This is a genomic window from Halorubrum pallidum, from assembly GCF_055380345.1.
This window is the reverse complement of record NZ_AP043945.1, coordinates 23,487-46,713: the sequence shown is the minus strand read 5'-3', so window position 1 is coordinate 46,713 and position 23,227 is coordinate 23,487. Positions and strand designations below refer to the sequence as shown.

The 23,227-nt window shown below is 69.4% G+C and carries 25 protein-coding genes; 15 read left to right on the top strand and 10 right to left on the bottom strand.

All coding sequences use genetic code 11. The features are described 5' to 3' along the window. The first annotated feature begins 141 nt into the window (after positions 1–141). Positions 142–699 (top strand): DUF7858 family protein, encoded by a 558-nt coding sequence (locus ACZ45C_RS01875; RefSeq protein ID WP_460561628.1) that lies wholly within the window; start codon positions 142–144, stop codon positions 697–699. Between the two features lie 35 nt (positions 700–734). On the opposite strand, the gene ACZ45C_RS01870 is transcribed toward ACZ45C_RS01875, so the two are convergent. Next, on the bottom strand, positions 735–1,592 hold the full coding sequence (locus ACZ45C_RS01870; protein ID WP_460561626.1) for a P-loop NTPase family protein: 858 nt from the start codon (positions 1,590–1,592) through the stop codon (positions 735–737). A gap of 113 nt (positions 1,593–1,705) precedes the next feature. Between ACZ45C_RS01870 and ACZ45C_RS01865 the strand changes: the two genes are divergently transcribed. Beyond that, the gene (locus ACZ45C_RS01865; RefSeq protein WP_460561624.1) at positions 1,706–2,923 is read left to right on the top strand and encodes an MFS transporter; all 1,218 of its coding nucleotides are present in this window, start codon (positions 1,706–1,708) and stop codon (positions 2,921–2,923) included. Between the two features lie 30 nt (positions 2,924–2,953). On the opposite strand, the gene ACZ45C_RS01860 is transcribed toward ACZ45C_RS01865, so the two are convergent. Beyond that, positions 2,954–3,385: an HIT family protein gene (locus ACZ45C_RS01860; RefSeq protein WP_460561622.1), complete on the bottom strand. Its 432-nt coding sequence runs from the start codon at positions 3,383–3,385 to the stop codon at positions 2,954–2,956. A 68-nt stretch (positions 3,386–3,453) separates the two neighbouring features. Continuing rightward, positions 3,454–4,386, bottom strand: coding sequence for a ribonuclease Z (gene rnz / locus ACZ45C_RS01855; protein WP_460561621.1), 933 nt, complete (start codon positions 4,384–4,386; stop codon positions 3,454–3,456). A 116-nt stretch (positions 4,387–4,502) separates the two neighbouring features. Here rnz and ACZ45C_RS01850 point away from each other — a divergent pair, with 116 nt between their 5' ends. Both ACZ45C_RS01850 and ACZ45C_RS01845 read left to right on the top strand, forming a co-directional pair. Continuing rightward, positions 4,503–4,778, top strand: coding sequence for a DUF7538 family protein (locus ACZ45C_RS01850; protein WP_460561619.1), 276 nt, complete (start codon positions 4,503–4,505; stop codon positions 4,776–4,778). A gap of 67 nt (positions 4,779–4,845) precedes the next feature. Continuing rightward, positions 4,846–6,792: an ABC transporter ATP-binding protein gene (locus ACZ45C_RS01845; protein WP_460561617.1), complete on the top strand. Its 1,947-nt coding sequence runs from the start codon at positions 4,846–4,848 to the stop codon at positions 6,790–6,792. A gap of 33 nt (positions 6,793–6,825) precedes the next feature. Here the strand turns inward: ACZ45C_RS01845 and ACZ45C_RS01840 are convergent, their stop codons facing one another. Continuing rightward, a complete protein-coding gene (locus ACZ45C_RS01840) occupies positions 6,826–7,170 on the bottom strand; it encodes a DUF5789 family protein (protein ID WP_460561615.1) in 345 nt (114 codons plus the stop codon). Positions 7,171–7,250: 80 nt separating this feature from the next. On the opposite strand from ACZ45C_RS01840, the gene ACZ45C_RS01835 reads away from it, so the two are divergent. After that, entirely contained in the window at positions 7,251–8,024 is a 774-nt protein-coding gene (locus ACZ45C_RS01835; protein ID WP_460561613.1) for a creatininase family protein, read from the top strand. A 52-nt stretch (positions 8,025–8,076) separates the two neighbouring features. Here ACZ45C_RS01835 and ACZ45C_RS01830 read toward each other — a convergent pair whose 3' ends face one another. Then, the gene (locus ACZ45C_RS01830; protein WP_460561611.1) at positions 8,077–8,496 is read right to left on the bottom strand and encodes a DUF5790 family protein; all 420 of its coding nucleotides are present in this window, start codon (positions 8,494–8,496) and stop codon (positions 8,077–8,079) included. A gap of 233 nt (positions 8,497–8,729) precedes the next feature. Here ACZ45C_RS01830 and ACZ45C_RS01825 point away from each other — a divergent pair, with 233 nt between their 5' ends. From ACZ45C_RS01825 to ACZ45C_RS01815, 3 genes are all read left to right on the top strand, one after another. Continuing rightward, on the top strand, positions 8,730–9,284 hold the full coding sequence (locus ACZ45C_RS01825; protein WP_460561609.1) for a DoxX family protein: 555 nt from the start codon (positions 8,730–8,732) through the stop codon (positions 9,282–9,284). 195 nt (positions 9,285–9,479) lie between these two features. After that, positions 9,480–11,168, top strand: coding sequence for a methyl-accepting chemotaxis protein (locus ACZ45C_RS01820; protein ID WP_460561607.1), 1,689 nt, complete (start codon positions 9,480–9,482; stop codon positions 11,166–11,168). After that, positions 11,165–11,935, top strand: coding sequence for a bacteriorhodopsin (locus ACZ45C_RS01815; RefSeq protein ID WP_460561605.1), 771 nt, complete (start codon positions 11,165–11,167; stop codon positions 11,933–11,935). The genes ACZ45C_RS01820 and ACZ45C_RS01815 overlap by 4 nt, the downstream gene beginning before the upstream one ends. A 22-nt stretch (positions 11,936–11,957) precedes the next feature. Here the strand turns inward: ACZ45C_RS01815 and ahbB are convergent, their stop codons facing one another. Both ahbB and ACZ45C_RS01805 read right to left on the bottom strand, forming a co-directional pair. Further along, positions 11,958–13,070: a siroheme decarboxylase subunit beta gene (gene ahbB, locus ACZ45C_RS01810; RefSeq protein WP_460561603.1), complete on the bottom strand. Its 1,113-nt coding sequence runs from the start codon at positions 13,068–13,070 to the stop codon at positions 11,958–11,960. Positions 13,071–13,160: 90 nt separating this feature from the next. Then, entirely contained in the window at positions 13,161–13,319 is a 159-nt protein-coding gene (locus ACZ45C_RS01805; RefSeq protein WP_460561601.1) for a DUF7317 family protein, read from the bottom strand. A gap of 361 nt (positions 13,320–13,680) precedes the next feature. Here ACZ45C_RS01805 and ACZ45C_RS01800 point away from each other — a divergent pair, with 361 nt between their 5' ends. Further along, positions 13,681–14,787, top strand: a complete 1,107-nt coding sequence (locus tag ACZ45C_RS01800) for an anthranilate phosphoribosyltransferase (protein ID WP_460561599.1) — start codon at positions 13,681–13,683, stop codon at positions 14,785–14,787. 200 nt (positions 14,788–14,987) lie between these two features. Next, entirely contained in the window at positions 14,988–15,137 is a 150-nt protein-coding gene (locus tag ACZ45C_RS01795) for a DUF7563 family protein (RefSeq protein ID WP_196219654.1), read from the top strand. A 27-nt stretch (positions 15,138–15,164) separates the two neighbouring features. Here ACZ45C_RS01795 and ACZ45C_RS01790 read toward each other — a convergent pair whose 3' ends face one another. Next, a complete protein-coding gene (locus tag ACZ45C_RS01790; RefSeq protein ID WP_460561597.1) occupies positions 15,165–15,998 on the bottom strand; it encodes an NAD+ synthase in 834 nt (277 codons plus the stop codon). Between the two features lie 169 nt (positions 15,999–16,167). Here ACZ45C_RS01790 and ACZ45C_RS01785 point away from each other — a divergent pair, with 169 nt between their 5' ends. From ACZ45C_RS01785 to ACZ45C_RS01770, 4 genes are all read left to right on the top strand, one after another. Beyond that, positions 16,168–16,470, top strand: coding sequence for a DUF7091 family protein (locus ACZ45C_RS01785; protein ID WP_460561595.1), 303 nt, complete (start codon positions 16,168–16,170; stop codon positions 16,468–16,470). Between the two features lie 79 nt (positions 16,471–16,549). Next, positions 16,550–17,749, top strand: a complete 1,200-nt coding sequence (locus tag ACZ45C_RS01780; RefSeq protein WP_460561593.1) for a hypothetical protein — start codon at positions 16,550–16,552, stop codon at positions 17,747–17,749. 155 nt (positions 17,750–17,904) lie between these two features. Continuing rightward, positions 17,905–19,824 (top strand): ABC transporter substrate-binding protein, encoded by a 1,920-nt coding sequence (locus ACZ45C_RS01775; protein WP_460561591.1) that lies wholly within the window; start codon positions 17,905–17,907, stop codon positions 19,822–19,824. Further along, the gene (locus ACZ45C_RS01770) at positions 19,821–20,621 is read left to right on the top strand and encodes a phosphatase PAP2 family protein (protein WP_460561589.1); all 801 of its coding nucleotides are present in this window, start codon (positions 19,821–19,823) and stop codon (positions 20,619–20,621) included. The genes ACZ45C_RS01775 and ACZ45C_RS01770 overlap by 4 nt, the downstream gene beginning before the upstream one ends. Before the next feature lie 28 nt (positions 20,622–20,649). Here the strand turns inward: ACZ45C_RS01770 and ACZ45C_RS01765 are convergent, their stop codons facing one another. Next, the gene (locus tag ACZ45C_RS01765) at positions 20,650–21,309 is read right to left on the bottom strand and encodes a DsbA family oxidoreductase (protein ID WP_460561587.1); all 660 of its coding nucleotides are present in this window, start codon (positions 21,307–21,309) and stop codon (positions 20,650–20,652) included. Between the two features lie 84 nt (positions 21,310–21,393). Between ACZ45C_RS01765 and thiD the strand changes: the two genes are divergently transcribed. Then, positions 21,394–22,323 carry a bifunctional hydroxymethylpyrimidine kinase/phosphomethylpyrimidine kinase gene (thiD, locus tag ACZ45C_RS01760; RefSeq protein WP_460561585.1) on the top strand — a complete coding sequence of 310 codons (930 nt, stop codon included), beginning with the start codon at positions 21,394–21,396 and terminating at the stop codon, positions 22,321–22,323. A 37-nt stretch (positions 22,324–22,360) separates the two neighbouring features. On the opposite strand, the gene ACZ45C_RS01755 is transcribed toward thiD, so the two are convergent. Then, complete coding sequence (locus tag ACZ45C_RS01755; RefSeq protein WP_460561584.1) at positions 22,361–23,158, bottom strand: ZIP family metal transporter; 798 nt, start codon at positions 23,156–23,158, stop codon at positions 22,361–22,363. Positions 23,159–23,227 lie beyond the last annotated feature (69 nt).

The following is a 23,227-nucleotide window of genomic DNA, read 5'->3' as shown; positions in this document are numbered from 1 at the left end:
ATCCCTTACTTAAACCCGGGTGGATCGACGGGTGTTCGACCCGATCCGCGCGCTCGAACCGACCGGTTACCGGTCGGTGGATTGCCGTCGACCCCGTCGCAGTACGGGAGGTTTAACACCCCGTCCGGCGCATCGACTCCCATGACGCTCTCGGAGATCGCGGCCGGTCTCGAAGTGACCTCGCGCCAGCGCGACCGCGGGGTCGCCGTCGCAGACGACACCGCGACTCCGCTCGTCGATCGCCTCGCCGCCCACGCCGGCGATCTCCCGTGTACGCCGGCCGCGACCGCGACGCTCGTCGACGCGTACTCGGCCGGACGGAGCGTGGGAGATGCCGCCGCCGAGGCTGGTGTGACACCGATGATCGCCGCGAAGACGCTCCACCGCTGCGGCGTCGCAGGCGTCAGTCCGCTCGCCCCGACCCGCCGCGGCGTCGTCCGCGACTGGCTCGACGGCCGGATCGCCCGCAGCGACGCCGTCGCGCTCGCCGGCGGCGACGAGGCGGACTTCGCGCTGGCGACGTACGTCGAGACGCACGACCCGTTGTCCGCAGTCTCCGACGCCGTCGACGCCCATCTCGCCGGCTCCGCCCCGCTCGGTGCGGGTGGTTCTGCCGGTGCGGATCGCGGGCGCGACGCGCTCGGATCGGACTCCGACGCACCCGGCGGCGCGCTCGGTGACCCCAACGGCCTCCGCTGAGTCGGTCGTTTCCGCTCCCGTCCCGAGAGTCCCGGTCAGCGCGACGGTCGCAGCCGATCTATCAGTCCGTGATCGTCGAACTCGAGCCCGAGCGACGCGCCGAACGCGCGCTCGTAGGCGTCGGCGGCGGCACGCGCGTACGCATCGTCGCCGCTGGCCGCGGTCGGTGCGGCCGCGACCGCCGGCTCGACGGCCGGAAGCACCGTCTCGGCGTCGGTTCGCTCCTCGGTGCGCTCGCCGCGACCGCCGCGCGCCACCGCGATCGCTCCGTCGACGGTCGCACTCACGTCGGCTATCCGCCCGCGGAGTCGCTGGAGCGCGTCGCGTCCGTGCGCCGACGCCGGGCGTACCGCCTCGACGCGGTCGGCGGCGGTGACCGCGGCGACGGCCTCGTTCGAACCGACGGGGGCGACGTCGAGGATCACGGCGTCGTACGTCGAGACCGCCTCGTCGATGCGACGCTCTAGCTTCCGCGCGGCCGCCGCGGTCTTCGACCGCGCCAGACGCTCGAACGGTGCTCGCGCGGGGACGGCGTCGACGCGGCCCGGAGTGTCGGTATCTCTCGTTCGCGGGTTTTCGTCCCGTCTCGGTTCCCTGTTCGTCTCCGAGTCTCTCTCCGGACCCGGTTTCGTGTCCCTCTCGGCTCCGCTTCTGTCACCGATCGGATACGCAGCCGCCGACAGCGACGACTCCGTCTCGTCGGTGACGAGCGCCGTGAGATCGGTGTCGATCCGGCCCGCGACGTACTCCGAGAGTCCCTGCGTGGTGAACGCGGCGTCGATGACGACCACGTCGTGGCCGCCTCGCGCCCCGACCGCCGCCAGTTCGACGGCGGTCCGCGTCGTCCCCGCGCCGCCGGTCGCCCCGACCAGCGCGAGCGTCGTGGTATGCATGGCACCGGTCTCTGGAGTCGGCTGTTAAGCGTCGCGGATCGTCGCGATGCCTCGTGGTGTTCTCTCAACATCGACCCCAATATCTATACCATATATTTGCCATTAGATGGCGTATGGCGGCCATCGCAGACGGGAAGTGGCGCGCGCTCGCACTCGTCGGCGTCGCGGAGCTGTTCGCCATGACGCTCTGGTTCAGCGGGACCGCCGTCGGCCCGGAACTGGCCGCGGCGTGGGGCCTCTCGTCCGCCGAAACGGCGTGGCTGACCAACGCGGTCCAACTGGGGTTCGTCGTCGGTGCCCTCCTGTCGGCGTCGCTCACGATCGCCGACGTCGTCCCGCCGCGCTACCTGTTCGCCGGTTCCGCGCTGGCCGGTGCCGCGGGGACGGCGGTCATCGCGGCGGTCGTCGAAAGCGGCGTGCCGGCGATCCTCCTGCGATTTCTGACGGGCGTCGCGCTCGCTGGCGTGTATCCCACCGGCATGAAGATGATGGCGTCGTGGTTCGACGAGGGACGCGGGCTGGCCATCGGCGTGCTGGTCGGCGCGCTGACGGTCGGGTCGGCCTCGCCGCATCTCCTCCGGGCGGTCAGCGGGATCGGTCGGCCCGACGCGGTCCTGTATGGCACCGCCGCGCTCGCCGCGCTCGGCGGCGCGCTCGTCCTCGCGTACGAGGACGGGCCGCACCAGCCGGAGACGGCCCCGTTCGATCCGAGCGCGATCCGCCGGATCGTCACCGACCGTGGAGTCGTCCTCGCAAACACCGGCTACTTCGGGCACATGTGGGAGCTGTACGCGGTCTGGACGTGGATCCCCGTCTACCTCGTCGCGAGCTTCGAGGCCGGCGGCGTCGCCGACGCCGACCGCAGCGCCGCGCTGTTGGCGTTCGCGACAATCTCCGTCGGCGGCGTCGGCGCGTGGCTGGCCGGCTCCGCGGCCGACCGCTGGGGGCGGTCGGTCGTCACGAGCCTGTCGATGGGCGTCTCCGGGGCGGCCTGCCTGCTCGCGGGCGTCGTGTTCGGGGCGTCGCCGCTCGTGGTCGCCCCGTTCGTTCTCGTCTGGGGATTCTTCATCGTGGCCGACTCCGCGCAGTTCTCCGCGGCGGTCTCAGAACTCGCCGACGAGAGCTACGTCGGCTCCGCGCTGACGCTCCAAACCGCGGTCGGCTTCCTCATCACCATCGCGTCGATCCAACTCGTTCCCGTCGTGCAAGACGCCGTCGGCTGGCGGTGGGCGTTCGCCCCGCTCGTCGTCGGCCCGATCGTGGGGACCGGCGCGATGCTGTGGCTCCGGACGCTACCGGCCGCAGACCGGCTGGCGGGCGGGCGCGGGTGATCGACGAAGGCCGATCGGCTCGGGCGAGTGTCACCCGTCTATCGCGGCCGACACGTCGTCGGCGATCGCGTCGAGTTCCTCGTCTGCGAGGTCGGGTCGCTCGCCGGCGACCGCGTGGATCGGCGCGCCGCCGTCGCCGTCGAACCGCGGGACAACGTGGACGTGGACGTGCGGAACCTCCTGACCGGCCGCCTCGCCGTCGTTGATTCCGACGTTCGCGCCGTCGGCGTCGACGGCGCGTTCGACCTCCGGCGTGATCGCTGCCACCGCGTCGAAGACGGCGCTCGCGAGGTCGGCGTCGAGGTCGCCGACGCGTTCGGCGTGATATTTGGGGATCACGAGCGTGTGTCCCGGAGCGAGCGGGTTGGCGTCGAGGAAGGCCACCACGTCGTCGGTCTCGTGGACGGTTCGCGCCGGGATCTCGCCGTCGACGATCGCACAGAAGATGCAGTTGTCGGACATACGCCAGGGTCGTCGCCGCGGCCCATCAAGGTTTCCCGGGCGGCGATCCGGCGCGACCGGGAAGCGGCCTACTCGTCCGCGTCGGGGAACGGCACCTCGATGAGCGTCCCGTCGTCGGGGAGGAGACACTCGCCGTCGAACGCCTTGAGCGCGTCTCGGCGGATCGGCGAGGCGTCGGCCGCGTACCGCGAGGAGACGTGGACGAGCGCCAGCCGCTTCGCGTTCGCGCGCGCCGCGATCGACCCGGCCTCGCGGCCGGTCGAGTGCGCGGTGTCGCGGGCGCGGTCGGCCATGTCGTCGGCGAAGGTGGCGTCGTGGACCAGCAGGTCGGCGTCGCGGGCGACCTCGACGGTTCGCTCTCGCGGTCGCGTGTCCGCCGTGTAGACGAGCTTCCGCCCGGGGCGCGGCGGGCCGACGACCTGATCGGGCTCGACTATCGTCCCATCTTCGGCCTCGACGGACTCGCCGTCGTGGAGTCGGCCGAACTTCGGGCCGACGGGGACGCCGAGTTCCTCCGCCTTCGGACGGTCGAACCGGCCGGGGCGGTCCGCCTCCTCCAAGACGTACCCCTGTGATCTGGTGCGGTGTTCCGTCTCGAACGCGCGGACCGCGTAGCCGTCGGCGTCGAGGGCGACCTCGCCCGGAGCGACGGGATCGATCCGGACCCGAAACGCCGGGTCGTGGCCGACCGCGTGGACGAGATCGCGGAGGTCGTCGCCGGTGTTCGGCGGGCAGTGGATCGTGAGCGGCTCCGTGCGGTCGTTGAACCCGAGCGTCTGGACGAGACCGGGGATCCCGAGGACGTGGTCGCCGTGGAGGTGCGAGACGAACAGGTGGTCGATCCCGAAGCCGGTGCCGTACCGCATCATGCCGCGCTGGGTGCCCTCGCCGCAGTCGAACAGCAGCCGGTCGCCCTCGCGGTTGACGAACAGGGCGCTCGGCGCGCGTTCGGTGGTCGGGACGGCGCCGCCCGTCCCGAGGAAGGTGACGCGAAGGGACATACCCGCCCTGTGGCCGGCGGGGCTAAACTCCTTTCGAGGCGTGCTCGTCGACGCGGTTGTCGAGTGGACCGGCGACCGGTCGAAGCCGACATGAGTCTCCCGTCCCGAGTCCGTCCATGCACGAGGAGATCGCCGCACTCATCGATCAGGAGGGGTGGCGCGCCGAGGGGGCCGCCGCGCGCGTCCACTACGACGGCGGAGGCAACCGGGTCGCGATCGAGTTCTACGCCGCCGCCGAGCGCGTCCTCTACTGGACGGTGCCGACCGACGAGGACCGCGACACGGCCGCGCCGATCCCCCGCGAGACGGTCCCGAACCCGCTCCGCCGACGGATTCGCGAGGACCTCGACGCCGCCGGCGTCGACCCGGCGATCGAGCGGGCGAACGTCTGACGTATGCTTCACCGTCCAGATCGATCCGAAGGAAACGCACTTGCCTCGCGGCCCGGTAGTCTCGGTGATGAGTAGCGCCGAGTGGGAAGACGACGACCCGTTCGAGGAGCAGCGCGAGGAGGTCGAGAATCCGATGCGGCGGCTGTTCGCCGTGTACGGCCGAGAGTACCTCCCGCAGGTCTCCGTCGGCGTTCTCGCCAGCATCTTCGCGCGGCTCCTCGATCTGCTCCCGCCGCTCATGCTCGGGATCGCCATCGACGCCGTGTTCTATCAGGACGCCCTGTTCCGCGAGCAGATTCCGCTCGTCTTGCTACCCGACGCGTGGCTCCCGACCGAACAGGCGGCGCAGTTCTGGTTCACGGTCAGCGTCATCGCGGGCGCGTTCGTGCTCGGTGCCGGGTTCCACTGGGTCCGAAACTGGGGGTTCAACGCCTTCGCCCAGCACATCCAACACGACGTCCGGACCGACACGTACGACAAGATGCAGCGGCTGAACATGGAGTTTTTCTCCGATAAGCAGACCGGCGAGATGATGTCCATCCTCTCGAACGACGTGAACCGGCTCGAACGATTCTTGAACGACGGGATGAACTCGCTGTTCCGGCTCTCCGTGATGGTCGTCGGGATCGGCGTGCTGCTCGTGTGGATCAACTGGCAACTGGCGCTCGTGGCGCTCCTCCCCGTGCCCATCATCGCCGGGTTCACCTACCTGTTCATCAAGACGATCCAGCCGAAGTACGCCGAGGTGCGCTCCTCGGTCGGGACGATGAATTCACGGTTGGAGAACAACCTCGGCGGCATTCAGGTGATCAAGTCCTCGAACACCGAGCCGTACGAGTCCGACCGCGTCGACGACGTGTCGATGGACTACTTCGACGCCAACTGGGACGCGATCCGCACCCGGATCACCTTCTTCCCGGCGCTGCGCGTGTTCGCCGGTATCGGCTTCGTGATCACTTTCGTCATCGGCGGCCTCTGGGTGTTTCAGGAGACCCCGCCGGGACCGTTCACCGGAACGCTCACCGTCGGGAACTTCGTCGTCTTCATCCTCTACACCCAGCGGTTCATCTGGCCCATGGCGCAGTTCGGACAGATAATCAACATGTATCAGCGCGCTCGCGCCTCCTCCGCGCGGATCTTCGGGCTGATGGACGAGCCCTCGCGGCTCGCCGAGGATCCGAACGCAGAGGACCTCGTCGTCGACGACGGCGCGGTCGCGTACGACCACGTCTCGTTCGGCTACGACGACGAGACGATCGTCTCGGACATCGACTTCGAAGTCGAAGGGGGTGAGACGCTCGCGTTGGTCGGACCCACCGGAGCCGGAAAATCGACCGTGCTCAAACTGTTGCTCCGGATGTACGACGTCGACGAGGGCGCGATCCGGATCGACGGCCAAGACGTCCGCGACGTGACGCTCACGTCGCTGCGCCGCTCGATCGGCTACGTCGGTCAGTCGTCGTACCTCTTCTACGGCACCGTCCGCGAGAACATCACGTACGGTACCTTCGACGCGACTGACGAGGAGGTCCGGGAGGCCGCGCGCGCCGCGGAGGCACACGAGTTCATCGAGAACCTCCCCGACGGCTACGACACGATGGTCGGCGAGCGCGGGGTGAAGCTCTCCGGCGGCCAGCGCCAGCGTGTCACCATCGCGCGGGCGGTGCTCAAGGACCCCGACGTCCTCGTCTTGGACGAGGCGACCTCCGACGTCGACACCGAGACGGAGATGCTGATCCAGCGCTCGCTCGACCGGCTCACGGCCGACCGGACGACGTTCGCGATCGCACACCGGCTCTCGACGATCAAAGACGCCGACGCGATCCTCGTGTTGGAGGACGGCGAGGTCGTCGAGCGGGGGACCCACGAGGAACTTCTCGACGACGACGGGCTGTACGCGCACCTCTGGGGCGTGCAGGCCGGCGAGATCGACGAGCTGCCACAGGAATTCATCGACCGCGCACAAGAGCGGACCGCGCAACTGATCGAAGACGCCGAGGGCGACGACGACTGAGCCGCGGCCGTACCGGCGACGCCTCGGACGGTGTCACTCCTCGCTCTCCAGCCGGCTCCAGTCGCCCGCCGCGTCGACCTCGGTGGGGTCGTCGCCGCTCTCGTCCGCGCGAGCGGCTCGTCCTCGCACCGCGCCGTCGTCGAGGCCGTCCAAGATCGCGTCGCGGACCTCCCACGGCTCGCCGAACCGCGCCGTCTCGGTTCCCTCCAACGCCGTTTCGAGCCGCTCGTTTCCCGTCGCGGTCTCCAGTTCGAACCCCCCGTACTGCTCGATCAGCTCCGCGGCCGACACCGGGTACCTGTGCTCGCGGAGCGCGCGCTTGAGCGGTCCGAACGTGACCCCGTACGCCCGTGCGTGATCCCCGCTATCGTCTACCATGACATCCCGTTCACGACCCATCCGAATAACTCTCCTGTTCGGACCGTCGCCTATACGGTCCGTCGCGGCGACGTCCCGGTATGCGACTCGCGGACGCCACCTGGACCGACGTGCGCGACGCCGACGTCGACGTCGCGTTCGTTCCCGTCGGCAGCACCGAACAGCACGGCCCCCACGCGCCGCTCGGCACCGACACGCTCGACGCGGTCGCGGTCGCGGAGGCGGGCGCGACGGCCTACGAGACGTCCGTCGGCGACGACGCATCCGGTGACGGCGCACTCGGCGAGGTCGTCGTCGCTCCGCCGATACCCGTCGGCGTCGCGGAGGAGCACCGTGCGTTCGACGGGACGATGTGGGTCTCGCCCGACACCTTCCGGGCGTACGTCCGCGAGGCCGCGGAGTCGCTGCCGAGCCACGGGATCGACCGAGTCGTGTTCGTCAACGGCCACGGCGGCAACGTCGAGGCGCTCGCGGAGGTCGCGCGGCGATTCTCCCGAGACGACGCTCACGACGGCTACGCGGTCGCGTTCACGTGGTTCGAGGCGGTCGGCGAGCACGCGAGCGACATGGGTCACGCCGGTCCGCTGGAGACGTCGCTGTTGCGCGCGACACACCCGCATCTCGTCCGAGAGGATCGCGTCGCGACCGCGAGCGATGGGGCCGCCGACCGCTGGGGCGAGTGGGTCGCGGGCGTGAACCTCGCGCACGACTCGGACGAGTTCACCGACAACGGCGTCGTCGGCGACCCCAGCGCGGGCGACGCCGCGCGCGGCGAGGAACTGCTCGACCGCGCGGGCGACGCGCTCGCGGATCTGGCGACGGCGGTCGTCGATCGGGAGCCGACGTCACGATAAGCTCACAGAGAGTCAAGAGAAAGCCCCGCCCTGACGGGCGGGGACGGATCCGTCACTCCTCGCTCTCCTCTTCGTCCCGTTCGGCCGCCGCGTCCTGCAGCGCACCGCGAATCGCGGGGACGGTGCCGGTGAGCGACGCGACCTCCTCGGCGGCGGCCTCGATGTCGCCCACGAGTTCCTCCAGTTCCTCGATCTCCGCCTTCAGGTCGGCTGCGTCCTCGAAGGCGTCGGCGCGTTCGCCGAGGACGTACGCCTTCTTCGCCGAGCGCACGCTGCCGACCGCGTCGCCCACGTCGAGCGCCGACTTCAGTCCGTTGAGCACGCCGAGCACGTTGTCCGCGTCCGTCTCCCAGACCGAGTCCGGGTCGGGGAGTTCCGTGCGGGCGGCCGCCAGGTGATCTTCGACCTCCGCGCGGGTCTCCGCGGCCGCCTCGCCGAACAGGTCGTCGTCGTCGAACGTGGACTGGCTCATACCCAAACTGTCGACCCGGTGGGTGTTAAAAACGACCCCGAAAGCGAAAGTGAAACCGACGCCGACACGCGCGACGCCGGTCGATACGAGACGGATCGCCGTCCAGTTTCGACCCGGTGGGTCGGACGGGTTCCGACGGGTCGCGTTTCCGTCCGATGCCGGTGCGCTCGACGTCTCTCCGCGCCCGAGAATCCGCCGCTATGTTTATTTAGTAATATGTCATCTCTCCGTGTATGTCAATGAAAGAAGTTTCGCTACAGAGCACTGTTGCCGGTATCTCTGCCGAAGGGAAGCTCCACACCCTCAGCGTCTGGTTCATTCTCGCTTTGCGGCTGATGATGGGGCTGGCGTTCCTCCAGGCCGGGCTGGGTAAACTCCTCGGTGAGCCGTTCAGCGCAGCGAGCTACTTGGCGAGCGCGCCGGCCGGAAACGGTAGCCCGCTCGCCGGGCTGTTCATCGCGATGTCCGAGACGGCGTGGTTCATGGCGTTCGTTGACGTCGCCGTTCCGTGGGGTCAGGTGTTCATCGGGCTCGGCCTGCTGGTCGGCTTTCTCACCCGACTCGCCGCCTTCTGGGGAGCGTTCATGATGGTCCTCTTTTATTTCGGCAACTGGAACATCGCGCACGGATACGTCAACGGCGACTTCGCGTACATGCTCGTGTTCCTCTCCGTCGCCGCGTTCGGGGCCGGTCGGATCCTCGGGCTCGACGCGTACGTCGAGGAGTACAGGGTCGGCGGCCGGCCGCTCGTCGAGCGGTACCCGTGGGCGCGGTACGTTCTGGGGTAGCCCGCTCGGCTCATCCGCTCGTCGCGGTTGCGCGCCCCCGCGTGGGTCTCGTTGTACCCCCGCTCTGTTTTGTTCGTTTTCCCGCCGTCGTGGGGTGCTGGCTGATCCTCGATTGTGAACCGCTGACGGGGGTTATCAGCCCTAATATTTAGGTGCTAGTTATTATACGAAGTCGATCGCTGGTAGTTGACACACATGCAATGGGGACCGTTCTCCCGTGTCCGGTCGAGTTACGGCGCGAAACTCGCGCTGTCTCTCGTCGCCGTCATGGGAATTTCAGTTTCGTACGGGGTACTCGTCTACCTCAGGGCGGAGGGGCTCGGCGCGGCGGGCGCGGAGATTCGGTCCGGGCTCATCGGTATGACGCTTCTCACCGTCATCGGGCTCGCGCTCATCGGGGTAACTGTCGGGTCGAACACCGTCATCTCGCTGCGACAGCTCACCGCGAAGGCGGAGCGCATGGCCGACGGCGACCTCGACGTGCCGCTGCAGACGGGGCGGACCGACGAGATCGGGCGGCTGTTCCGGGCGTTCGACGCCATGCGATCGTCGCTCCGATCGGAGATCGACGACGCGGAGACCGCCCGTGAGGAGGCCGAACGCGCCCGCCGCGAGGCGACCGAGCGCGCGGAGACGGTGGAGCAGAAGGCGACCGAGTACGAGTCGGCGATGCGCGCGCTCGCCGACGGCGACCTCACTCAGCGGGTCGACCCCGACGGCGACAACGAGTCGATGGCGCGCGTCGGCGCGGCGTTCAACGAGATGGCCGCCGAACTGGAGGAGACGGTCACCTCGGTCGCGACGGTCGCCGAGGACACCGCCGACGTCGCCGGCACCGTCGACGACCGCACGGAGAACCTGCGGGCGACGACCGGTACCGTGAGCGAGGCGGTCGAGGAGATCGCTCAGGGAGCGCGCACCCAGCGCGACGACCTCCGTGCGGCGACGGACGAGGCCGAGAACCTCGCGTCCTCGGCCGAGGAGGTCGCCTCGACCGTCACCGACGTGGCCGAGACGGCGGAACACGCCGCGTCGGTCGGCGAGGAAGGTCGCGAGGCCGCCGAGGAGGCGCTCGCGGAGATGGACGCCGTCGAGGAGACGACCGCGGAGACGACCGCGGAGGTCGAGGCGCTCGCCGCGGAGGTCGAGGAGATCGGCGAGGTCGTCGACACCATCTCGGAGATCGCAGAACAGACCAACCTGCTCGCCCTGAACGCCTCCATCGAGGCGGCGCGGTCGGGGGCCGAGGGGGCGGGCTTCGCGGTCGTCGCCGAAGAGGTGAAGTCGCTCGCCGAGGAGACGCAGGAGTCCGCGAGCGAGATCGAAGCGCGCATCCACGCGGTCCAGGAGCGCGCGGAGACAGGCGCGGACGCGATGGAGCGGACCGAACAGCGGATCTCTGCCGGCGTCGAGACCGTCGAGACGTCGATCGACGCGCTCGAACGACTCGCGGAGGCCTCGGAGCGGACCGACACGAGCATGACGGAGATCACCCGCGCGACGGAGACGCAGGCGGACTCCGTCGACGCCGTCGTCGGTCACGTCGAGGACGTCTCCGCGATCAGCGCCCAGACCGCGAGCGCGGCCGGCGACGTGACCGGCGCGGTCGACGAACAGGAGCGGACGCTCGGCGCGGTGGAGACCGCCGCCGAGTCGTTGTCCGCCCGAGCACGCGACCTGCGCGACGCCGTCGACGACTTCGAGTTCGCGGCCGACGCCGAACTCGACGCCCCTCCAGTACCGAGCGACGCGACCAGTCAGGCCGTCTCGGACGGCGGGACGGACCCGCCCGCCGCCGACGAGGACGAACCCGACGGAGACGCGGCCTTCGACTTCTCGCGCGCGGCCGATCCCGCGGACGACGAGGGAGGTGACCGGCGGTGATCGTCGACACGACCGTGTGGGCGTGGCTCGGCTTCGTCGCGATGGCCGCCGGGACGGTCGCGCCGCTCTGGGCGTGGATCGCGCAGGACGCGGCCTCCGGTGAGTCGCACGCGAAATACTACCTCACGCTTGCGGGTGTCACCGGCGTCGCGGCGCTCGCGTACCTCGCGATGGCGCTCGGTGTCGGCGTGGTGTCCACGCCGGCTGGCGACCTCGAGATCGTGCGCTACGCCGACTGGCTCGTGACGACGCCGCTGCTGTTGCTGTACCTCGGTCTCCTCGCGCGGCCGTCGCGCGCGGTCCTCGCCGGGCTGATCGGGGTCGACGTGGTGATCATCGCGGCCGGTATCGCCGCGAGCGCCACCACGGGAACGCTCTCGTGGGCGCTTTTCGCCGTCGGCGGCGTCGCGTACCTCGCGTTAGTGTACGGGCTCCTCGTGGCGCTTCCGCGGTCGGCATCGGCCGCGGACGACCGCGTCCGGGCCGTCTTCGGGACGCTCCGGAACATCACCGTGGTCCTCTGGACGCTCTACCCGGTCGTCTGGGCGCTCGCGCCCACCGGTCTCGAGCTGCTGACGCCCGCGACCGAGATGCTCGTGTTCGTCTACCTCGACGTCGTCTCGAAGGTCGGCTTCGTCGTCGTCGCGGTCGCGGGAGCCGACGCGCTCGCTCACCTCGGCCCCGACGCCGCCGACGGCAGCGCCGAGCCGGTCGCGGCCGACGGCGCTGACGACACGGAGCGGCCGACCGTCCTGGCCGACGACTGAGCCGACCGACGGCCGATTCCTTTCACTCCTCGTTCGCGACGAGGTCCTCGTAGCGCGCGCCGGTCTGTTTCAGCGTCCCCGTCGAGTAGAGTCGCTCGTGGGTGAAGGGGAGGTGGTCGACCGCCAACTCGTCTATCTTCGCGTCGACGGCGTCGGCCTCGCGACCGTGGATCATCGTGAACAGATTGTACTCCCATCCCTGATCCGGCCGGCGCGGGCGGTGGTAACAGAGGGTGACGTACGGCAGGCTCCCGACCGCCTCGCCGCGTGCGTCGAGTTCGTCGTCGGGCACGTCCCAGACGACCATGCAGTTGTTCGTGAACCCGGTGACGACGTGGTTGACGACGCAGCCGATCCGCTTGATACAGCCGTCGTCGAGCAGGCGTTCGACGGCCGCGAGCACGTCGTCGCGGTCGGCGTCGATCGATCGGGCCACGTCGGCGTAGGGGGTCGCCGACAGCGGGAAACCGTCTTGGATCGCCAAGAGGAGATCGGCCTCCAGAGCGCTCAGGTCGCCGCGGGCGTCCTCCGAGATGCGGGTGGCGGAGACGTCGGTTTCGGACGCTCGCGGATCGCTTCGATCTCCGCTCGCGGAGTTCGAGGCGCTTCGCGCCTCGCCCGATTCCCGCGCGAACCGATCCCCGTTCACCACCGGGAACTCAAGGTCGATGTAGTAGTCCGTGAGCATCGGGAGGTCCAGCACCGCACGGCCGGTCCGCTCTTCGATCTCAGTGAGGATCGCGTCGCGCTTCTCGCGGGAGCCCGCGGTGACGACGAACCACTGATTCCACGCGTGATCGCGGCGGTAGTTGTGGTTCACCTGCGGGTAGCCGTTGATGATCTCTGCGACCTCGTCGAACCGCCCGTCGGGGACCCGCACGGCCGCGAGCGTCGAGGACCCGATGACCGGCGGGTTCAGCACCGCACCGAACCGGCGGAACACGCCGCGATCGCGCAGGTCTCGGACGCGGTCGAGGACTGCGTCGGCGTCGAGGTCGGTTCCCGTCTCGGCCGCGACCTCGCGGGCCACCCGCTCGAACGGACGCGGCTCGACGGGGAAGCCGCTCTGGTACTCGTCGATGAGGGCCGCGTCGACCACGTCGATGCCGGCCCGCCAGTCGGCGTCCAGACTCATTGCCCGGATCAGGTGCCGCGCGTACCTACCGGTTTCGGAGACGGCCAGTCGGTGACAATCGTCGACGGCGGTCAACCGGGCCGGGAGCGGTCAGTCGTCAGCGGGAGCGTCACCGGCCGCCGGCGCGAACGCCCGAGCGCTCTCTTCGAGTTGCGCCGTCGAGCACCCGCCGACGGTGGCGGCCTGTTCGAGTGTGAGGGTCCGAGAGCGATACAGCGTAAGCGCGGTTGACACGGATTTGGACGTCATTGGGTACGCATCTACACTAGATGGACGAACATATAGTTCTAACGCTTTTTGCACCTCGTTACAGATTTCTCTGAAACAGAATTTGGCTGTATGTAGGGTAAACTGTCTCAATAGTGGACGAATACTTATTTAGTATGTGTGAAGCACTTGCACGGATCCGTCGTGTAGACTCATCGACCGGCTTCGGTTGGTTCGCGCGCATCCCAGATCGTGTGCGCCCCGGATCGCGTGCGCCCCGGATCGCGTGCGCCCCGGATCGCGTGTGCCCTGTGATCGTCGCGCATCCGCTCTCGTGGCAGTCCGTTCTCACGGCTCGGGAGGCGAGCGAGGGACTTTTCGTTCGGAGCCCCGAACGGGGCGTATGGCTCAGGCGACCCAGGAGTTCGGCGAGTGGCCCCTCAAGCGGCTGATGACCGAGGTCTGCGGTTCCGGGCACAAGTCGGCCGACGACCTGACGCGCGTGCAGGCGACCGAGGCGTTCGAGCGCATCCTCGCGGACGAGCCCGACCCGACGACGCTCGGGGCGTTCTGGCTCGCGAACCGCTGGAAGCGGAACACGTCCGAGGAGTTGGGGGCGTACGTCGACGTGATGTGCGACCGCGTCGAGTACGCCGAACCCGATGCCGACCCCGTCGACTGCGGCGCGAACTACGACGGGAAGGGCCGCTCCGCGATCCTCGGTGTCGCCGCGGGCGCTGTCGCGGCCGCCGCCGGGACCCCTGTGGTCGTCCACTCCGGCGACCGCGTCCCCACGCAGAAACAGGACGCGTACAAACACGTCCTCGACGAGCTGGGCGTCCACACGGAGCTGACGCCCGCGGACTCCGCCGATATGGTCGATCAAACCGGCTTCGGCTTCTACTACCAGCCCGCCTTCAACCCCGTCGTCGACGACCTGTTCCACCGCCGCGACATGATGGGCGTCCGAACCTTCGTCAACACGATCGAGACGCTGGCGAACCCCGCCGGTGCGTCGGTCCACCTCGGCTCCTTCTACCATCTCGCGTTCGCGAAGAAGGTGGTCGACACGTTCGTCGAGAGCGAGTTCCACGACCTCGACCGCGTCCTGATGTTCCAGGGGATGGAGGGATACGACGACGTGCGCCCCGGCTACACCAAGGTCGCGGAGTGGGACGCGGGCGACGCGGACGGAACCGGCGACGAGGAGGCCGGCAGCGAAAGCGCCTCCTTCGACGACTTCGAGATCGAGACCGCCGAGTACGGGATGGACCTGGAAGAGGCCGACCTCGAGGTCGACGACGTCGCGGTCGACTCCGCGCAGATCACCGAGGAGGTCCTGGCGGGCGAGCGCGAGGACGCCTTCGCCGACGCGGTCGCGGTCAACGCCGCCCTGCGGATCTACGCCCGCGAGGATGCCGACTCGATCGAGGCGGGGCTGGAGGCCGCCCGCGACGCGATCGACGACGGCTCCGCGATGGACGTGCTCGACGCGCTCCGCGACTTCTGAGACGACGGTTCGTTTGAGACGGTCGGATCGCTGGCACGCTGGCGACCTCGCCGCGCGCCGCGATCGATCACCTCCGTCGGGGTTTTCGGACGAATTTTGGACGGAGTTCGGAAAGGCCACTTAGGCGTTCGTGACCAACTCACGCGTGCGTAGAACTGCCATGACACGAAACGTCACTAGTCACCCGGAGTCCCCCGTCCATGCCCACGTGTGAGCACTGCGACGCGCACGTCTCGGACCGGTTCGCTCGGGTGTTCTCCGACGAGCGCGGACAGATCCACGCGTGCCCGAACTGCTCGGCCAACGCCGGTATCGCGGAGGTCACGAAACAACGGGCGCACGACGCCTGAGCGGGCGCGGAACCCTCGTCCCTCCGGTTACCGCTCGGGAGCCGGCGGCATCGACCGCTTGTGCGCGCTGCCCTCGTACAGGTCGACCACGCGGTCGACGGCCTCGGCCGGCACGTCGAGTTCACGGACCGTCGCCGACCGCGAGAGACCGCCGTCGACGTGCACCGCCAAGATCGCGTCGACGGTGTCGTAGTCGAACCCCATCTCCGCCGCGTCCGTCTGTCCCTCCCACATGCCGGCCGTGGGCTCTTGCATCACGAGGTCGCGGGGGACGCCGACGTGAGCGGCCAGCTGTCGCACCTGCTGTTTGTAGAGGTTCCCGATCGGGTTGCAGTCGACGGCCTGATCACCGTACTTCGTGAAGTAGCCCGTCATCGCCTCCGCGCGGTTGCCCGTGCCCAACACCACGCGATTCTCTGCGTTGGCGACGAAGTAGTTCACGACCGCACGGGTCCGGACGTACACGTTCCCCGTCGCCGTGCGGTCGTCGGTCGCCTCCGGGAACGCCTCGAAGAACCGCTCGGCGATCGGCTGGATCTCGACCACGTCGTACTCGATCCCGAGGTCGCGAGCGACGCGCTCGGCGTCGCTCATCACGTCGGGGTCGTTCACCTCGGCCGGCATCGTGACCCCGTGAAGGCCGTCCTCGCCGAGCGCCTCGACCGCGAGGTGAGCGGTCAGCGTCGAGTCGATCCCGCCGGAGAGCCCGAGAACTGCCCCGTCAGCGCCCGCATCGTCGACGACGTCGGCGATGAACGACGTGATTCGGTCGCGGGCGGCGTCGAGTTCTGCCGTCGAGAGTCGGAGGTCGAGCGGGGGGTCGTCCGACAGCAACACCGACTCCGCTGGGGTCTGGCTCATGGACGCTCCGTGGAGCCGAGGCGACTAATACCTCCCCGTCTCCTCCCCGAACTGAACGTTCGTCGTGTTTTCTCTCCATCAGGGGGACAGACACGCGACGTATTCGGGCTCGAACGTGCTCGAACACGACGGCCAACGGACCTATGGTTCGCGGGACGAACCGAGTCGTATGGACGACCGATTCGAACGCGCCATCCGCCGGCAGCTCCGCAGGGCGGGCCGTCAGTTCGAGGCGGCCAAACGCGCCTACGCCGAGGGGCGCGACGACCCCGCGGGGGCCGCGTCGGGTGCGGCGCGGTACGACCTCCCGGCTGACGAGGAGGGACGCGCGCGGATCGTCTGTCGACGCCACGCGGAGCGGCGGGCGATCTCTGTCGACGACGCGGGGCGCCCGGCGTGTTTCGAGTCCGGACACCCCGACTGCGAGGGGTGTGCCGAAGACGTTCGCGACGGGGTCGTCGAGACATGGTGAGCGCGGGCGAGCGCGAGCAGACGGCGTCCGGGAGAGAGACACCCGAACCGGTTTTGCCTCTCGCCTCCACGTGTGCCGCATGAGACGGACGACCGTCGTCGCCGTGCTGCTGGTCGTGGTCGGCGTCGGGCTGGCGCTCTCGGGGATATTCGCCGGACCGCCGCCGGACGATCCGGCGACGACGGTCCCCGCGGAATCGCTCATCGAGGTCGAGGGCGACTACGAACTGTGGCCGTACACGAGCCGGAGCACGTCGGTCGAGGGGCGGACGCTCGCGATCAACGTCGTGTTCCACGCCGACGCCGAGGCGACCCGCCGGGCGATCGAACACCGGCCGGACGCGAGCTGGGAGGAGACAGACGAGGAGGAGTCCGAGGCCGCCGTCGACGCCGACCAGATACGGGCGATCGTCGAGCGCGACTGGGAGGACGCGCGCAGTTCGACTCGGTACGGGTACGTTCAGGGGCCCGAGAGCGGACTCTGGCTGCGGGAGACGTTCGAACTCCACGACGGCTCGTATCTCGGCGTCCGCGACCACCTCCGGGCCTACGAGTCGCCCGACGGGGCGTACACCGCGGTGCAGGCCCACGAGGAGTACTACGACTGGTTCCGACTTCGTCACACTGTCCCCGCGATCGACGAGCCCAAGACCCGACTGGAGAACGAACTCATTCGCGGCTCGATCGACGCCGAGGTCAGACGCGAGTACCGCGGCATCGACGGCGGGTGGAGCGACGGCTGGCTCACGGTGGTCGAACTGGCGTCGGCGGCGTCGCTCGCGGCGGTCGGGGGGACGCTGCTCCGGCGGCGGACCCGACGGGCCGCCGCCGACCTCGCTCGGCGGAGCCGGCGGGAGGCCAGCCGACACGCGCGGGCCGCGGCGCTCGGCGTCGTTCTCGGACTCGTCGTCGTCGGCGTGCGCGCCGTCGGCGTGGCGACGGAGACCGCGGTTCCGGCGCTCCCACCGAAGGCGATCGCCGCCCCGCTGTACCTCGTCCTCGCCGCCGGCCTGCCCGCAATCGTCGTCGCCAGAGCGCGCGAGTGTGACCCGACGGCGGCAGCGCTGGCCGTCGGCTCGGGACTCGGGGCCGGGTTCGTCGCCGACTTCGCCGCGCTCGGCGTCGCCGTGCCGCCGGACCTCATCGTCCACCGGGTCGCCCTGATTGCCGCTCTCGGCGTGGTCGCACTGGGTCGGGCGGTCGACGACAGGCCCGTTCTCGCCGCCGGGCTGGCCGCGTGGACGGTCGGGTTGGCGCTCCCGCTCGCCGACGTCATCTGATCGATGCCGACGCGTTCCACGCACGCCACTGAACCGCGCGAAAATCGGCCGCACCGAACCGTGCAAAAATCGGCTGAGGCGGCTGTATATCTCTGATATCCGTCGACGGACGACCACAGAAGAAATATACCTCGGCGGCGAATGTGCACCGACGCATGCCTCGACCGATCAGCCGACGGCGGACGCTCGCGGGACTCGGCGCCGCGGCCGCGAGCGGCGGCTGTCTCGGTCGCACGCGCAACCTCGCGGGACGCGGGATGTCCTCGCAGTTGACCCTCCAGATAGACGCGGTGCCCGCCGATCGGGACCCGAACGCGATCCGGATCGCCAGACACCTCGCGGAGAACCTCAACGCGGTGGGTGTCGACGCTCGGATCAACACGCTCGATCAGACCACGCTCTGGCGGAAGGTGCTCATCAACCAGAACTTCGACGCGTACGTCGGTCAGTTCCTCGAACCGGAGCCGTTCGACCCGGACGCGATGTACGCGTTCACGCACTCGCGGTTCGCCGCGGAGGTGGGACGACAGAACCCGTTCGGATTCGCCGACCTCAACGGCGTCGACGAGGAGCTCGAGAGCCAGCGCCGGGCGGAGTCGGACCGGAGTGAGCCGGTAGCGGAACTCCAGCGCTCTCTCGGCGAGCTACAGCCGTTCACCGTCGTGGCGTTTCCCGACCCGCTCACCGCCGTCCGCGAAGAGCGGTTCGACGGCTGGAGTCGGGAGCAGCCGCTGACGGTCATCGGCTTGCTATCGCTCACTCGTACGGCAACGACCGGTGACGCGACCGACGGCGACGGGAACGCAACCGCGGCCGGAGAGTCCCTCGGAGGCGACGAAAACGCCACCGCGGCCGGCGAGTTCCTCGACGGCGACGACACACACGCGGGAACGGCCACGCTTCGGCTGGTGACGACCGACAGCGGCATCACGGAGAACTGGAACCCGATCGCGGCGGAGTACCGCCGCCAGGGAACGTTCACGTCGCTGCTGTACGACCGACTCGTGGCGATCGACTCCGGCGACGTCGTCCCGTGGCTCGCGACGGACTGGGAGCGCGTCGGCCCGGAGACCGTCGAGGTCTCGCTGCGCGACGCGACTTGGCACGACGGAGAACCGCTCACCGCCGACGACGTCGCGTTCACCTACGAGTTCCTCCGCGACACGTCGATGGGGGGCATGGAGACGCCGGTGCCGACGCCGCGGTTCCGGGGTCGGAGTTCGGTCGTCCAGTCGGCCCTCGCGGTCGACGATCGCACCGTCCGGCTCGGCGTCGAGAACGTCAACCGAGCGGTGATCGTCCGCGCGCTCCGCGTGCCGATCCTGCCGGCGCACGTGTGGTCCGACCGCACCGACGTCGCGACGATCGGCGGTTTCGAGTTCGACGTGGAGACGACGGAGGCGGTCGTCTCGACAAACGAGGACCCGGTGGGGAGCGGGCCGATTCGGTTCGTGGAGGCGACGGCGGAGGAGTCCGCCGTATTCGAACGAAATTCGGATCACTTCCTCGCGCGGGCCGAGCGGTGGGACGGCGGGGAAACGGAGAACCCCGCGGCCGGCGTCCCCGAGCGGCTCCACGGAAAGCCGGCGTTCGACCGACTCGAAGTCGACGTGATGCCCTCGGACATCGCGGCGGTACAGGCGGTCGGAGACGGGTTCGCCGACGCCACCGTCTCGAACCTCGGTCCCGACGCGATCCCGCGAATCGGTCGCGAGGCCGACGCCCGTCTCGTGGCCGGGCGCTCGGGCGCGTTCTACCACGTCGGATACAACGCGCGGCGGACGCCGCTTTCGAACCCGCGATTCCGCGGGGCCCTCGCGTCGCTGATCGACAAGCAGATGCTCGTCGAGGAGGCGTTCCACGGGTACGCGGAGCCGGCGTCGTCACCGCTTTCAGCCTCTCCCGAGTGGATCCCTGACGACCTGCGGTGGGGGGACAAAGCGGCGGACCCGATCTACCCGTTCGCCGGCGATCCGGGCACCGGCTCGCTCGACGTCGAGCGGGCACGAGATCTGCTCCGGGAGGCGGGGTACCGGTTCGATGACGAGGGGCGACTGCTCGCGAGGCAACAGTGAGTCCGCTCCTGTCCGTCGTCGGATCGGTCGTGTTGTGGCTCTGCGCGTCGCTTCTCGTCGCCGCGCTCGCAATCGTCCGACCGAACCGCCTCTATGGCCTCTTGAGGAATCTCGTGCCGCGGCTGCGGGACGCGCGACGGGAACTCGCCGCGCTCGGCGCGGTGCTGCTCACCAGCGCCGTCGGCCGGAGTTCGCTACAGACGGTCTCCGAGCTGTTCGGGCTGCGGCTGACCGGGCTCATCTGGGCGCTCGAAGGGAATTTCGTCGGGTGGCTCCAGCAGACGTACGCCACTCCCGAGCTGACGATGTACTTCTCGTGGGTGTACGTGTACGGCTACGCGTTTCTGCTCGCGTTCCCCTTCCTCGCGTACCTCGCGCTCCCGAAGACGACGACCCTGAAACGGCTGCTCGTCGCGTACGCGTTCAACTACGCCATCGGTCTCGCGCTCTACACGCTCGTGTTCGCGCACGGCCCGCGGAACCTGGACATCGGGACGTCGCTGCTGTTCACGCACAACCCGAACTTCAGCGCGCTGACGAGCGAGGTGAACGAGGCGACGAACGTCTTCCCGTCGCTGCACACGTCTCTTTCGGTGACCGTCGCGACCTTCGCGGTGCTGACTCGCGAGGAGTACCCCCTGTGGACGCCGCTGGCCGTGTGGGTCGCGGGGTCCGTGGTGATCGCGACGATGTATCTCGGCATTCACTGGCTCACAGACGTGATCGGCGGGATCGTCCTCGCGCTCGGCTGCGTGTACCTCTCGTATCGGATCGTCGATCCGGACGCGGCCGCGTGACCGCGGCTCCGTCTCGGACCAGTCGGAATCAGACCCCCTCGACGAGCCGCTCGAGCTGTTCCGGCGGGACCGCGCCCCGGGCGGCGTGCCCGTCGAACGCGAACGTGGGGACCCCGGTGATCCCGCGCTGTTTCGCCGCGTCGAACAGATCCGTCACGCGCTCGCGGAGGGTCTCGTCGGCGAGCGCGGCGTCGACCACGTCGGCGTCGAGCCCCTCTACGTCGTCCGCGAGGGCGGCGAGCACCTCCCGGTCGCCGATGTCGCGGCCGTCCTGCCAGAGCGCGTCGAAGACCGCCTCGTCGAACGCGGGCCACGCCTCGGGTGCGGTCTCTTTCACGTGGACGGAGACGACCTGCGCCGGGAGGGAGTCGACGTCGGTGGCGATCTCTTGGGCCATGTCGACGCCATACTCCGACTGCAGCCGCCGGACGTTCTCGCGGGCCTGCGCGTAGTAGTCCTCGTCTTTCCCGTCGTCCGCCTCGTGGTCGATCGACCCGTCCGGGTTGCGCTTGCCGGCGCGGAGGTCGAACGGGTGCCAGTCGACGGCGAGCGGCTCGGAGCGCTCCGATCGGTACTGCGCGAGCGACTCCCGCCCTAGGTAACAGAAGGGACAGACGTAATCGGAGTAGACGGTGATCGACTCGGTCGCCTCGTCGGCCGGATCGGCGGCGAAGTCCGTGTTCGACATACGCCCGATTCGGTCCCGAACGGCAAAGGGCGTTCGACGTCGGCGATCGCCACGGTTTATAACTACCTCGTGGTACCACTAATTATGACACACGAGACGGCTCGCGCGCACGATCCGATCTCGCCGCCCGTCGCGCTCACGGTCGCCGGAAGCGACTCCGGTGGCGGGGCGGGGATACAGGCCGATCTGAAGGCGATGACGGCCCACGGCGTCTTCGGAACCGCCGTCGTGACCGCGACGACGGCACAGAACACGCGGGGCGTGTCCGGGGTTCACGCGCTTCCGGTCGACCACGTCGAGGCCCAGTACGCCGCCGTCGCCGACGACTTTGATGTCGGCGCGGTGAAGACGGGAATGCTCGCCACGGCGGAGACCGTCGGGGCGGTGACCGAGCTGCTCGCGGGGTTCGGGGGACCGGTCGTCGTCGATCCGGTGATGGTCGCGGCGACCGGCGACCGACTGCTCTCGCCCGCGGCCGAGGACGCCTACGACGACCTGGTCGCCGCCGCGACGCTCGTCACGCCGAACGCCGACGAGGCGGCGGTGCTGGTCGGCGACGAGGTCGAGACGTCGGCCGACGCCGCGCGCGCCGGACGCGAGATCGTCGCACGCGGCGCAGACGCGGCCCTCGTCAAGGGCGGCCACCTCGCCACCGACGACACCGTGGTCGACACGCTCGTTCTCGGCGAGAGCGCGGCGGCGGAGGCGGGCGGCGCCGTGTCGGCCGCCGAGGACGACGGGACCGCAGTCGTCCGGTTCGAGTCGCCGCGGGTCGCGACCGACGCGACGCACGGATCCGGCTGCACCCTGTCGAGCGCGATCGCGTCGCGGCTCGCGCGCGGCGAGCCGCTGCCCGCGGCGGTCGAGGCCGCTGTCGGCGAGATGAGCGCGGCGATCCGACGCGGCTACGACGTGGGCGAGGGGCCGGGCGCGGTGAACCCGACGGTGCTCGACGGCGCGGAGTCACGCCTTCGCGACGGCGCGGAGTCACGCCTTCGCGACGGCGCGGAGTAGCGTCGTCGCGGCCCGCCGGTCGACGGCGGAGCCGAGGTCACACGAAGTTGAGCGGCACCATCAGCGCGACGCCGATCGCGAGCCCGATCGCGAGCGTCGGCTTCCCGCCTCGCGGAAGGTCCGAGCCCGTGTCGAGCGCCTCGGGGATGAACTCGGTGAGGACCAGATAGATCATCGCACCGGCGGCGAACCCGAACCCGTAGGGCAGGAACTCGCGGGCGTACCGGACGAACGCGAACGCGATGACCGCCCCGATCGGCTGCGGGAGACTGGAGAACACCGACCACCAGACCATCTTCCACTTCGAGACGCCCATCGACCGCAGCGGGATCGAGATGGCGGTCCCCTCGGGGACGTTGTGGATCGAGATCGCGACCGTCATGAACACGGCGAGAAGCGGCACGGTGAACCCGAGAAGCTGCGTCCCGCCCGCCAGCCCGAGGTCGGCGAAGGAGACGCCGACGGCGATCCCTTCCGGAAAGCTGTGGACCGTCAGCACGCCGAGGATCAATATCAGCTTCTTGAAGTCGGCCTCCTCGTACTCCCGGGGGTCGATCTCGGCGTCCAGCAGTATCTCGTGAGCGAGGACGACGAGGGCGACGCCGGCGAGCACGCCGACCCCGATTTGTACCGGCGTCCCCTCCGCGAGCCCCTCCTGAACGAGCCCGAAGAGCGACGCAGAGAGCATGATTCCCGACGCGAACCCCCACAGCGCCACGTTTCCGCGGTCGCTGATCGAGTCGAAAAAGAAGAACGGCAGCGCCCCGATCCCGGTCGCCAGCGCCGTGATCAGCCCCGCGACGAAGACGAACCCGAACGCGGCGATGTCGGCCATGCGTCGAAATTCACGGAGGATGAGGATAAATACGGCGGGCGTCCTCGCCGAGCAAAAAGTCGACGCTCG